Below are 12925 nucleotides of genomic sequence, written 5' to 3' on the forward strand. Positions count from 1 at the left end.
AAATAAAGGTTCAGTTACAATATCAGGATTTGGTGATACATACGATAAAGTCTATTTGGTTGTTGCTGTTGTAAGCAATGGAAAGAAAAATTACAAAAACGGAGTTCCTTATACAGTAAAAGCTGTACTTGAATAATATTTTTCTATTTATTGATTTTTGATGAGAAGGTTTTGAATTTCTTTCATACTTTGTCCGTATCCTGCCCAATCACCTTTTCTCATCTGTTCTAAGGCTTTGTTGAAAAACTTCCTTATTTTATTCAAGATTTCATTGGCATTTTCTTCTTTGGATTCGGTTGTTTTTTCAATTTTTTCTTTTCCTATTTTTTTGATTTTTCCAAATATCTTTTCAATTGCAAGGTTGAGCGTTTCTTCCATAACTATTTCGTTTTCAAAGGCGACGATGACTCTTTTCAATTCAGGTAGTCCCCCACTCTGCGTTGCAGACAGATAGAGGGGCTGGACATAAAGGATTGATTTTTCGATAGGTATTACGAGAAGACTGCCTCTAATGACAGATGACCCTCCCTGATTCCAAAGAGTCAATTGTTTCGATATTTCAGGATTCTGGTCGATTCTTGAATCGATTTGCTGTGGTCCGTATACGAGCTTTTGTTTAGGAAAGTTATAAACTATTAATTTCCCATAATTGGGCATATCACATCTTGCCGCCATCCATGCAATCATATTATTTTTTCGGCTCGGCGTAAAAGGTATCATCAAGATGAATTCCTCCTTATATTCATTTCCTGAAGACAGCTTCATTATCATATAGTAGGGCTTCATAATACCTAATCCTTGGTTTGTTCCACTCGATGGTATTTTCCAGAGGTCTTCCTTGTTATAGAAAACTTGCGAATCTTTCATATGATATGCTGAGTATTTCAATGCTTGTATTAGAAAAAGGTCTCTCGGATATCTGATGTGTTTTTTCAAACTTTTTGGCATTTTTTCAAATTTTTTAAAAACGCCGGGAAATATTTTGTCATAAACTTTAATTATGGGATCCCTATCATCTACAATATAGTAATCAACAGAACCTTCATAGGCATCGATTACGACCTTTACAGAATTTCTGATGTAGTTTCCATATCCCTTCGTAGGGTCAGAATAGGGATAATTTGCTGTGAATGTATATGCGTCGATTATCCAGAAGAGTTTCCCATCATCTGATATGACTATATAGGGGTCAGAATCGAATTTTAGAAAAGGTGTAAGGTGTTTTACTCTTTCATTAATCTTTCTATAGAACATTATCCTGCTTTCAGGTTTGATATCACTAGCAAGGAGTATCTTGATTTCTTTGAATTTTAGAGCAAAGAGAACTTTTTTCAGGAAACTGTCAACCTGCACTCCGCCGTTCCCTTGATAATGCGTATAGATATTCTTATCTCCTGAGGGATAGTCGAATTCCTTGCTTTCAGTGTTGACGAAGCAATAATCATTGGCAATTTCTCCATAATAAATTTCTGGCCTTTTGACTTCAGGACCTTTCAGAGATTTGGGAGGTATATCTTTAATGAAAAGTTCAGGCAGGCCTTCTTCGCTCTTCTGATTGACAGGGCTGACGCATATGCCGTAGCCGTGTGTATAAGTGAGATGTTCATTTATCCAGATTCGGCTTGGAAGATTTTTATAGGAAAGCTCACGCGGCGAAAGAGCTACCTGCCTATATTCACCATCTATCATATAACGGTCGTTGTCAACGCCCACAAAGTCATAGTAAGTTCTAATCTCCTGAAGCTGTGCAAAAGTGGAAAGCAGCGGCTCTTCATTCCATAAGCGGATATTCTTTATGGTAAGATTGTTTTTTTCAATATCTTCTTTAGTTAGGTTTTCAGATGCCGGAAAGGGTCGTTCTTCAATATTGTTCAACCCATAGGCGGTATTTGTAAACTTTATGGCATAATCAATATATTTTTTTTCCTTAACCAATTCGTTGGGGGCGACTTGAAATCTTTGAATAAATTCAGGATATCCCTTTATGCCTGCAAAATAAAAGACCACGATAATTATAATTCCTGAAAGAGCGGCTTTATATGAAGGATAAAAGACATTTGAAATGAGGAGCATTCCAAGGGCAATGCAAAGCCACGAAATAATCTTTAGCACAGGCAGAGAAGCATTGATATCAGTATATCCGGCGCCGAAGATGACACCTCTTTCGGAGAAAAGAAGCTCATACTGGTTTATTACGAATTTGTATGAAAAAAGGAACAATAAAACACCGGCAAGAATCAAGAAATGCTTCTTTGCAAATTCAGATATTTTAACGCCCTTCTCAAGGATTATTATGTTTCTTCTTAAAAAATAAAGTGTTGCTGAAATAATGATTGAGAAAAGCAGTGAGACTAATAGCAGTTCATAAAAAACCTTGATGAGAGGAAGTTTAAAAATATAGAAGCTTATATCCTTTGAGAAGAGGGGATCTTTAATGTTGAAGGGGAGAGAATTGAGGTATTTTAGCGCCAATTCCCAGTTTGAAGCTCCCCAAGTACTTAATATATAGGCAAGAAAAATTGCTGCTATATACGCAAATCTTGATGACTGCTCACTGTAGCGGTCTATCTCTGGAAGTTCAATGATATTGCCGGAAGTGCGTGGTATTTCGAGTGGTTTTCTTCTTCCTGCCAGAAAAATGTTGATTGCGCTTATTATAAAGAAAATTCCTCCAGCTGTTATTCCTGTAATGATTTTTGCAAGTAGCGTAGTTTTAAAGATTTGCGTATATCCAAGATGGGAAAACCAGAGAAAATCTACTGACAAGTCAATAAAATTGAAAAAAAGAGGAATTACAAAGGCAATAAGAAGGAATATAATCAAAAAAATCCTCATTTTTAATTCTCCTTTAATTAATGTTGGAGAGGCGCTTAAACTGTTTTCCTTCTTTATTTTATATAGAGAAAGAAAACAGCATATAAGCAATAAATACAAGACTTTTATTCTGAAAAAAAGCTTTTTTTGAATTGATCAAAAAATGAAGAGATTGTCATATCGATGAATTTCCCAATTTTTCAAAGGGAGCCATTTTTCTGTAGTGAGAAGAGAGGAAATAAACATAAAATATCAAAGCATTTTCCCTTGACATATATTTTTTTTATGTGTTAAAGACAGCAAATTTATTTTACAGGATAAAGCCTTTTTTTGAGCGATAACTATTAGATTTAAAAGGCTTTTCTTGTAAAAAAAGAGTGTTCCTTTAATGGGAAATGAAGACAACGAGAAAAGGAAAGAATACCGTCAATGGGGTCTTCTAAGCACTATAGGAATCACTCTGGTAGCATCAACATGCGTTGGACTTGCAATTGGCTATTATTTGGATAAATGGCTTGGAACTAAGCCTCTGTTTATAATTATTTGGACAATTTTAGGTGTTGCTGCGGGCTTTAAAGAGATGTTTTCAATAATAAAAAAGGGCGAATAGAAAAAGATGGAACATCCACCGGTATATTTATTTCTCTTGCTTGGAATACCTGAGCATATTCAGGAAGAGTACCGCTATGTGATGCTTGCTGTGCTTGTCACTCTAATTCTGACCCTTATTTCTTTGTGGGCAAAAAGAAATTTGCAGGAAATCCCTACCGGCAAACAGAATTTTTTTGAATTTGTCGTAGGAGGAATACTCGACTTTATGGAAGAAATCATGGGACATGAAGCTAAAAGATTTCTTCCTCTTATTGGTACTCTCGGATTCTTCATTCTAACATCGAATCTATTGGGACTGATACCGGGTTTTGATTCGCCAACTGCGAATATTAACGCAACCGGTGGTTGTGCAATAGTTGTTTTTTTCACAACTCATATTGTAGGTATAAAGAGGCACGGACTTAAATATGTAAAACAGTTTACTGGTCCTATTCCTTGGCTTGCGCCATTGATGATCCCTATTGAATTGATAAGCCATATTGTACGGCCTGTTTCACTGTCGATAAGATTATTTGGCAACATTTTTGGGGGTCATCTTGTGATTGGAAGTTTTTTGGGGCTTGTATCTATTCCATTGATTTATCCTTTGCCTATGATGGCAATGGAGATATTTGTTGCTTTTGTGCAGACTTTGATTTTTATAGTGCTATCAATGATTTACATTTCTCTGGCTCTGTCAGAAGAACATTGAGATTGATATAAAACTTTGTGAGTTTAAAGAATTTTAATTTTTACAAGGGGGTGAAAACTGATGAAAAAGGTTGCTTTGACAATGCTTGTTTTAATGTTTGCGTGTTTGATTTTTGCGCCTACCGCAATGGCTGAAGAAGCAGCGGAGGGAGCTGTAAGCGGAGTCAATTTTACCTATGTGTGGGTTGCTTGCGCTTTTGGCATTGCTATTGCTGCATTTGGAGGCGCTCTTGGACAGGGACGCAGTGTAAGCTCTGCAATGGAAGGTATTGCAAGGAATCCTAATGCTTCTGGTAAGATTCAGACTGCAATGATTATCGGTCTCGCTCTTATCGAGTCACTGGTAATTTATGCTCTTGTTGTTGTTCTGATTCTTCTCTTTAAATAATGAAGCATTTAGGTTGGTAATATATAAGGAAGATTTGGCGGGGGATAAAGGAACGATTTATCCTCCGCTAAAAATATTGTTAAAAGTAAGAAATACATAATCCTTTTAGTTTAACGCAGGAATATTCAGGTGGAAAAGGGACTTAATCCATACCTGCCAGTCATAATAATGCTTGTTGTTGCAGTCGGTTTTGCCGCTGTCAACATTATACTCTCTTATCTTGTAGGTAAAAGAAAAATTCATTCTGAAAAACTTTCACCCTATGAGTGTGGTATGCCCCCAATCGGTTCAGCAAGAATTCGTTTTCCTATAAAATTTTATCTTATTGGAATGCTCTTCATCATATTTGATATAGAAGCTGTATTTCTATATCCGTGGGCGGCAGTTTTGAAATCTATCAAAAGTTATGGTGCTTTTGTTTTTTATGAAATGGTTGTTTTCATAATTATTCTTCTCTTAGGTCTTCTTTATTTGTGGAAAAGGAAAGCTCTTGAATGGGAAAAAAGCAGTGAAGAATTTGGAGAAACTTGATGGCTGCTGAAAATGGTGAGGTTGATAAAAAAATAGACGAGCTTCTCAAAAAATATCCCCGAAAGGATGCCGCACTTTTGCCTTTACTTCATCTTTTTCAGGAAAGGGAAGGATGGATTAGCAAAGAATCTATGGAAAAAGCGGCGCAAATATTGGAAATTCCTACAAGCCGTGTTAGAGGCGTTGCTACATTCTATACAATGTATAACAAAGAAAAGGTTGGCAGATATTTCATTCAAGTCTGTACGAATATTGCCTGCCATCTTCTTGAAGCACGCAAAATTGTTGAACATATAGAAAAGAAGCTTGGGATCAAGGTAGGTGAAACAACACCTGACGGAAAATTTTCTTTGATTACGGTTGAATGTCTTGGTTCTTGCGGCACAGCACCTATGATGCAAATAAACAATGATTATTATGAAAATCTTACAATTGAGAAAGTTGATAGCATTTTGGACGGCTTGAAATAGATTTGAGACAGAAAAAAAGGGAAAATGGGAGGAACGAACATCTCGAGTTTATTGACAAATACTCTTTTTATAAAAGTTGTTGAGATCCTCTTCATCTTTAGCGCAACGATGGGCACCGTTGCTTATCTTACTTGGGTGGAAAGAAGAGTTTCTGCATTTATGCAAAAACGTTTGGGTCCCAACAGAGTTGGCTTTGCTGGACTTCTTCAACCCCTTGCAGATGGCCTTAAATTCATTATGAAGGAGGATATCATTCCGCTTCATGTGAATAAGTTTTTTTATGTTTTAGCGCCGATGATTTCCATAATTCCAGCACTTATAACCTTTGCAGTGATACCTTTTGGAGCGCCAACGACATTCAATGGATTGTTGGATAAACCGATAGAGCTTCAGATTACAGAGCTCAATGTTGGGATTTTATACATAATCGCTGTTGCTTCTCTTGGAGTTTATGGAATTGTCCTCGGGGGCTGGGCTTCTAATAACAAATATTCTCTTATGGGCGGTCTTCGCTCATCTGCACAGATGATTAGTTACGAGCTTGCAATGGGACTTGCTCTTGTGGGTGTAATTATGACAGCCGGCTCACTAAATCTTTCAGATATAGTAATCAAACAGGGAAAATACTGGTTTATTTTTCCACAGATTCTTGGCTTTGTAGTTTTCATTATTTCAAGTTTTGCAGAAACAAACAGACTTCCTTTCGACTTGCCGGAAGCAGAATCAGAGCTTGTTGCCGGTTATCATACAGAATACAGCAGTATGAAGTTTGCAATGTTTTTTATGGCAGAGTATGCAAATATGATTACAGCATCAGCACTGATTGTAACTCTCTATTTCGGCGGATGGCAGGGATTGCCTATAGGCGGCTGGTTGAATCTGCCAATCATAGATAAACTCTGGTTTATGCCATTGATATGGTTTGCTATCAAAGTGGGAGTTGTCCTTTTCTTCTTTGTTTGGGTTAGATGGACATTCCCAAGATTCAGATATGACCAGCTAATGGCTTTTGGATGGAAGGTATTGGTGCCTATTGCACTGCTCAATATACTTATAACAGGGACATTAATATACTGGAATATCATATAATGATGGAAACAGTTGGCTTTTATTTTTGCGCATCACTTGCAGTGGTTTCAGCAGTTTTCATGGTGCTGAAAAAAAATCCGGTGGCATCGGTTTTTTCTCTTATTATCACCTTTATTTCATTAGCCGGACTTTATGTGACTCTTTATGCGCATTTTTTGGCAATAATTCAAATACTTGTATATGCAGGCGCAATAATGGTTTTGTTTTTGTTCGTAGTTATGCTTCTTGATCTTAGAGAGGATGAGATTTTTTTCAAAGTGCAGAAGGGCGTTAAAATAGGAGGAATCTTTCTTGTAGGCATACTTCTTGCAGAAGTTTGGTTTGTAGCTTCATCCATCTCGAAGAACATCCTTTCTAAGGGCAATTTTACTCCAGATGCCATTGCCCGTGAAGGGGGCAATACAATGCTTCTTGGCAAATTGCTTTTTACGAAGTATTTGTTGCCCTTTGAACTTACTTCGGTACTTCTTCTTGTTGCTATTATTGGCGCTGTGCTGATGTCAAGGAGGACAGGACGATGATAGGACTTAACCATTATTTGGTGCTTTCAGCAATTCTTTTCTCTATTGGCGCCATTGGAGTTTTTGTTAGAAGGAGCGCGCTCATAATTTTTATGTGTATTGAACTTATGCTAAATTCTGTGAATTTGACCTTTGTTGCTTTTTCGAAATATCTAAACAACATCGATGGACAGCTTTTTGTTTTTTTTGTCCTTACCGTAGCGGCGGCTGAAGTGGTTGTGGGGCTTGCAATCATTGTCCTGATTTTTAGAAGAAGAACCACTGTCAATGTTGATGAAATTAGTGAAATGAAAGGATAAATGGTAGGCGATGCTTGAATATATTTGGTTGATTCCCTGTTTACCGCTCATTGGCTTTGCCATAAATGGACTTATTGGCAAATATATCGGTAAAAAGCTTGTAAGTTTGGTAGCCTGCGGCTCGGTGGGCATATCATTTCTAATTTCTCTTCTCTCTTTTTCAAATCTTATTGCAATGCCTGCTGAAGAGCGGCTTTTTGAGAAAACCCTGTACACATGGATTGGAAGCGGTACATTCAGAGCAGAATTGACATTTCAATTAGATCCTCTCTCAGCCATTATGATTCTTGTCGTCACAGGAGTGGGATTTCTCATTCATATCTACTCGATTGGATATATGCATGATGATGAAGGGTATGCACGCTATTTCACTTATCTCAATCTTTTTACCTTTTCAATGCTTCTATTGGTTTTGGGAGGCAATTTCCTCCTGATGTTCGTAGGGTGGGAAGCTGTAGGGCTTTGCTCATACCTTCTCATAGGATTTTGGTATAAGAAAAAGAGCGCAACTGATGCCGGTAAAAAGGCATTTATAGTCAATAGAGTAGGGGATTTCGGATTCATACTTGGAATAATGATGATATTTTTCACCTTCCACTCTGTCGATTTTCAAGAGGTATTTCATCAAGCAGAAGCCAATTTCCCTGAAGGAAGCAACACGATAGTCTGGATTGCGATGCTTCTTTTTATTGGCGCCACGGGGAAATCAGCGCAAATCCCACTTTATGTTTGGCTTCCCGATGCTATGGAGGGCCCTACTCCTGTCAGCGCATTGATTCATGCCGCAACTATGGTTACAGCTGGCGTCTATATGGTGGCAAGATGCAGTACCTTTTATATAATCGCTCCTGAAGCTATGCTGACAGTGGCTATTATTGGAGCTGTTACAGCAATCTTTGCGGCTTCAATTGGGCTTGTGCAGAATGATATAAAGAAAGTTCTTGCATACTCCACTGTAAGTCAGCTTGGATATATGTTTCTTGCTTGCGGAGTTGGGGCATTTACAGCGGCGATATTTCATCTTATGACACACGCTTTCTTCAAAGCTCTCCTTTTTCTTGGCTCAGGCAGTGTCATTCACGCAATGGGCGGCGAACAGGATATAAGAAAGATGGGCGCTCTTAGAAAGAAGATGCCGATTACTTTTTATACTTTTTTGCTTGCAACTCTTGCTATTGCGGGATTTCCCGGTTTTTCAGGATTTTTCAGTAAGGATGAAATTCTCTGGAAAACTTTTTCTTCTCCCTATGGGAATACTGCGCTTTGGGTTGTTGGCGCAGTGGCTGCAGGTTTTACTTCATTTTATATGTTTCGCCTTGTCTTTCTAACCTTTTGCGGTGAATCAAGAGTTGAACCTCATACTGAAGAACATCTTCATGAATCTCCACCTTCAATGACCATACCTCTCACAATACTTGGTGTCCTTTCAGTGATTGGTGGATATATCGGCATACCTCATATTCTTGGCGGTCATAACAGGATAGAGGCATTTCTTGAACCTGTTTTCAAATTTGCTGCAGAAAGAACAAATGAATTGCAAGCAGAAGGAAGTGAAAGTTTGGAATTAACTTTGATGGTCTTATCAGTTTTAATAGCTTTGATTGGTTTGGCTGTTGCCTACTACTTTTATCTTAAAAATAAGAAGGTACCTGAGAAGCTGGCTGAGAATTTTTCACCTATATATAAACTTCTTCTAAACAAATACTATGTTGATGAAATTTATGATGCATTGATTGTAAATCCAATAAAGAAGGGCGCTGTATTTCTTTGGGAATTTTTTGATGACAAGATTGTTGATGGCATTGTCAATGGCACAGCCGAGTTTTTTGAAGATGGCGGTTTAAGTTTGAGAAAACTGCAGAGCGGAAAAGTTCAGGCATATTTGGTTTCAATATTGGTTGGGGTCGTATTGTTTGTTGGATATTTTCTTATTTATTAGTGTAAGGAGAGAAGGAGTATAAATTGATTTCGGTTATTACATTTTTCCCGCTTGTTGGAGTCCTTTTTATTCTCCTTACGGGGAGAAACAATAAAGGGTTGATAAGGACCTTTGCCTTTGCAACAACTCTTATTGATTTTTTCTTCTCATTGAGGATTTACAACGGCTTTAACAGTGAGACAGCAAATTTTCAGTTTATTGAAAATATACCATGGATAACGAGTTTGGGAATCAACTATTCTGTGGGAATCGATGGCATTAGTCTTCTCCTTGTTATGCTTACGACTTTTATCACTCCAATTGTTATTCTTGCTTCTTGGAGCGCAATTGAAGATAAGGTCAAGGAATATATGATTGCAATGCTTCTTCTTGAAGTGGGAATGATTGGGGTTTTTGTTGCAACTGACTTATTTCTCTTTTATGTCTTTTGGGAGTTGATGTTGATTCCTATGTATCTTCTCATAGGTGTTTGGGGTGGTCCTCGTAGAATTTATGCCGCTGTAAAATTTGTTCTCTATACTATGGTGGGCAGTGTCTTGATGCTTCTTGCAATTCTTTACCTTTATTTTATGAATTATCAGCAGACAGGAGAATACAGCTTTAGTCTTTTCGATTTTTATAAACTCAATATTCCCATTGAAATTCAGCCATGGCTCTTTCTTGCTTTTGCATTGGCTTTTGCAATCAAAGTTCCAATGTTTCCCTTTCATACATGGCTTCCAGATGCTCATGTCGAAGCGCCAACAGGCGGAAGCGTTATTCTTGCAGGGGTCCTTTTGAAAATGGGGACATATGGTTTTTTGAGATTTTGCCTCCCTCTTTTCCCTAATGCTTCATTTAAATTTATGCCCTATTTTTGTGTACTTGCAATCATCGGAATAATTTACGGAGCCCTTGTATCTATGGTGCAGAAGGATATCAAAAAGCTTGTTGCCTATTCAAGTGTAAGTCATCTCGGCTTTGTAATGCTTGGAATTTTTGCCTTCAATCAACAGGGGATGGAAGGGAGCATTATCCAAATGATAAATCATGGACTAAGCACAGGAGCGCTCTTTCTTCTCGTAGGTATGGTTTATGAAAGAAGACATACTAGAATGATTTCTGAGTTTGGAGGAATCGCAAAAACAGTACCTATTTTTGCAACTTTTTTTATGATTGTAACCTTGTCATCAATCGGTCTTCCGGGTTTAAACGGTTTTATAGGAGAATTTCTCATACTTGTTGGAACTTTTCAGGCAAGCCGTATTTATGCGGCTTTTGCGGCTACAGGAATTATCCTTGCTGCTGTTTATATGTTGTGGATGGTGCAGAGGTTTCTTTTTGGGGAAATCACAAAGGAGGAAAACAGAAATCTCAAAGATGTCAATTTAAGAGAAGCCGCTGTGATTATTCCTGTTATTTTCTTCATAGTTATGATTGGTGTTTATCCACAACCATTTCTTGGAAAGATGCATACATCGGTGCAAGGGTTGTTGGACAAGGTAAATGTGCAGTATCAATTTGTGGAGAATGAGAAACCGTCGATGAAAAAAAGGGTAATCAAGACGGTTAATAGCGGTGAAAAGTTGAAGAGTGATGAAAATGAAAAAGAGCAGATGCTCTAAAATTTAAGGAGTTTTTTATAAATGCCGGATTTGACACAGATTAACATCAATCTTCAGGCAGTAATGCCTGAAATCTCTCTCTGCATTGGCGCTCTTGCGGTGCTTCTGCTTAATGCACTCTTTCCGAAAATCAGCAGGCAACTGCTTGTTTTTTTATCTATACTAACACTTCTTGTCTCTTTTCGATTGACAATGAATCTATGGGGAAACAGCATAACAGCATTTAGCGGAATGTTTATAATTGACCGCTTTTCTTTTTATGCCAAGATGCTCTTTTTTATAATAGCTTTTCTGATTATCGTTGTCTCCTCGACCTATTTGCGCGATTTCGAATTTGGCGTTGGAGAATATTTGTCGCTTATACTTTTTTCAACAGCTGGTATGTCTTTCATTGCAAGCGGTGCCGACCTTCTCATTATTTTTCTTTCAATAGAGATAATGTCCATCGCCTTCTATGTCCTTGCAGGGTTCGAGAGAGGTAATTTTCTTTCAAATGAAGCTTCGCTTAAATATTTTTTAGTAGGAGCATTTTCTTCTGTTTTTCTTTTATATGGTATTGCACTTCTTTATGGTTTTGCAGGCACATCAAACCTTCGTGGAATTGCTTCAGCAATATCCACATCGTCTTCACTGCCGGTTATAGTTTTTATTGGTACTTCGCTTCTTTTTGTAGGTTTCCTCTTTAAAATAGCTGCAGTCCCCTTTCATATGTGGACTCCGGATGTTTATCAGGGTGCGCCGACGCCGATTACCGCTTTTATGGCGACAGCAGGGAAGGTTGCGGCTTTTGTTGCTTTAGTCAGAGTAATAGAAACATCATTTCTGCCATTCATAGATAATATGTCAGAAGTGTTGTGGATTTTATGTGCAATTACAATGACTTTGGGCAACCTTGTTGCTCTTGCACAAACCAACATTAAAAGAATGCTTGCCTATTCAAGCATTGCTCATGCCGGCTATCTGCTCATTGCTTTTGTTGCAATGAATGAACTTTTTATTCCCTCAGTGCTCTTTTATCTATTTGCATATGCTCTGATGAATATTGGAGCATTTTCAGTCGTCGTTTTTTTGAGCAGCAAGGAAAAGGAAGCCGTTAATATATCTGCATATGCCGGAATAGGTTATAAGTATCCTCTTTTAGGTGTTTGTATGACAATCTTTATGATTTCTCTTGCAGGAATTCCTCCTACAGCAGGTTTTATGGGAAAATTCTACATCTTCTCTTCTGCAATTAAATCAGGATTTGTCAATTTGGCAATAATTGGAGTTATCAATAGTGTAATTTCTGTTTATTATTACTTCAGAATAATAGTTTATATGTATATGAAAGAGCCGGAAGAAAACTGGATATATGGAAGATTTTCTCCTCAACTTCTTGCCGTAATTTTTTCCTGCGCCGCAGTGATAATGATTGTTGGAATTTTTCCTGATTTTGTAATCCGCCTCGCCAAGATTTCCAAGATTGCAGTCTGGTAATTTTCGTTCATTTTGCTACAGCTTCGGTAAAAGTCTCTCATTGGTTGGTACTACGCTTCGCCTTTCCTCACTACAAATTACAAACCCTTTTGCTTAATTCCTCATTGCGTGCGCGCCTTGGGTTCAAATCTTTTCCCTCAAGCAATCAGATTTTTGTTTTTCACCCTCCATTAAAAAGTTCAGGTGAGAGAAGGAGAGACAGAGGGTTAAAAATTTATCGATATTGTAGGAACGACCCACTGCGGTCGTCCATTTATTACAAGGTTCAAAAACTTCTTGATTTTAGGAAAATCAGGTCTCTTTTTATTTCCCAGTGGTGTTTAAAAGAATTGATAAGTTAGCACTTCCTGATGATATTGTTATAATATCCAAGTAGTCGTCATTATTAAGATCTGCAACTACTACTTCTTCCGGCCATCTTCCCGCTGAAAACTCAACGGGATCTAAAAAATCAAAATCACCTTTTCCTGCTAATATGAATATGGTAAATTT

General features: G+C 37.6%; 14 protein-coding genes. 12 read left to right on the forward strand and 2 right to left on the reverse strand.

Annotation, left to right across the window (positions count from 1 at the left end; all coding sequences use genetic code 11):
• Positions 1–147: 147 nt before the first annotated feature.
• Positions 148–2835, reverse strand: coding sequence for a UPF0182 family protein (locus D6734_04710; GenBank protein ID RMF95891.1), 2688 nt, complete (start codon positions 2833–2835; stop codon positions 148–150).
• Here D6734_04710 and D6734_04715 point away from each other — a divergent pair.
• From D6734_04715 to D6734_04770, 12 genes are all read left to right on the forward strand, one after another.
• The gene (locus tag D6734_04715) at positions 2777–2965 is read left to right on the forward strand and encodes a hypothetical protein (GenBank protein RMF95892.1); all 189 of its coding nucleotides are present in this window, start codon (positions 2777–2779) and stop codon (positions 2963–2965) included. The genes D6734_04710 and D6734_04715 overlap by 59 nt on opposite strands.
• A 237-nt stretch (positions 2966–3202) precedes the next feature.
• On the forward strand, positions 3203–3424 hold the full coding sequence (locus D6734_04720; protein ID RMF95893.1) for an AtpZ/AtpI family protein: 222 nt from the start codon (positions 3203–3205) through the stop codon (positions 3422–3424).
• Between the two features lie 6 nt (positions 3425–3430).
• On the forward strand, positions 3431–4117 hold the full coding sequence (gene atpB / locus D6734_04725) for an ATP synthase F0 subunit A (protein ID RMF95894.1): 687 nt from the start codon (positions 3431–3433) through the stop codon (positions 4115–4117).
• Between the two features lie 60 nt (positions 4118–4177).
• Complete coding sequence (gene atpE, locus D6734_04730; protein RMF95895.1) at positions 4178–4504, forward strand: ATP synthase F0 subunit C; 327 nt, start codon at positions 4178–4180, stop codon at positions 4502–4504.
• 168 nt (positions 4505–4672) lie between these two features.
• Entirely contained in the window at positions 4673–5035 is a 363-nt protein-coding gene (locus D6734_04735; protein RMF95896.1) for an NADH-quinone oxidoreductase subunit A, read from the forward strand.
• The gene (nuoE, locus tag D6734_04740) at positions 5035–5505 is read left to right on the forward strand and encodes an NADH-quinone oxidoreductase subunit NuoE (protein ID RMF95897.1); all 471 of its coding nucleotides are present in this window, start codon (positions 5035–5037) and stop codon (positions 5503–5505) included. The genes D6734_04735 and nuoE overlap by 1 nt, the downstream gene beginning before the upstream one ends.
• Before the next feature lie 24 nt (positions 5506–5529).
• Positions 5530–6594: an NADH-quinone oxidoreductase subunit NuoH gene (nuoH, locus tag D6734_04745; GenBank protein ID RMF95898.1), complete on the forward strand. Its 1065-nt coding sequence runs from the start codon at positions 5530–5532 to the stop codon at positions 6592–6594.
• Positions 6595–6596: 2 nt separating this feature from the next.
• Positions 6597–7115, forward strand: coding sequence for an NADH-quinone oxidoreductase subunit J (locus D6734_04750; protein RMF95904.1), 519 nt, complete (start codon positions 6597–6599; stop codon positions 7113–7115).
• Positions 7112–7414 carry an NADH-quinone oxidoreductase subunit NuoK gene (gene nuoK / locus D6734_04755; GenBank protein ID RMF95899.1) on the forward strand — a complete coding sequence of 101 codons (303 nt, stop codon included), beginning with the start codon at positions 7112–7114 and terminating at the stop codon, positions 7412–7414. The genes D6734_04750 and nuoK overlap by 4 nt, the downstream gene beginning before the upstream one ends.
• A 10-nt stretch (positions 7415–7424) precedes the next feature.
• Positions 7425–9353, forward strand: a complete 1929-nt coding sequence (locus tag D6734_04760) for an NADH-quinone oxidoreductase subunit L (protein RMF95900.1) — start codon at positions 7425–7427, stop codon at positions 9351–9353.
• Between the two features lie 23 nt (positions 9354–9376).
• Positions 9377–10957 carry an NADH-quinone oxidoreductase subunit M gene (locus D6734_04765; protein ID RMF95901.1) on the forward strand — a complete coding sequence of 527 codons (1581 nt, stop codon included), beginning with the start codon at positions 9377–9379 and terminating at the stop codon, positions 10955–10957.
• A gap of 21 nt (positions 10958–10978) precedes the next feature.
• Positions 10979–12433 carry an NADH-quinone oxidoreductase subunit N gene (locus tag D6734_04770; GenBank protein ID RMF95902.1) on the forward strand — a complete coding sequence of 485 codons (1455 nt, stop codon included), beginning with the start codon at positions 10979–10981 and terminating at the stop codon, positions 12431–12433.
• A gap of 303 nt (positions 12434–12736) precedes the next feature.
• Here the strand turns inward: D6734_04770 and D6734_04775 are convergent.
• Positions 12737–12925: VCBS repeat-containing protein (locus tag D6734_04775; GenBank protein ID RMF95903.1), on the reverse strand; the 189-nt coding region annotated here is incomplete at its 5' end.

This window comes from Candidatus Schekmanbacteria bacterium (assembly GCA_003695725.1).
GTDB lineage: Bacteria > Schekmanbacteria > GWA2-38-11 > GWA2-38-11 > J061 > J061.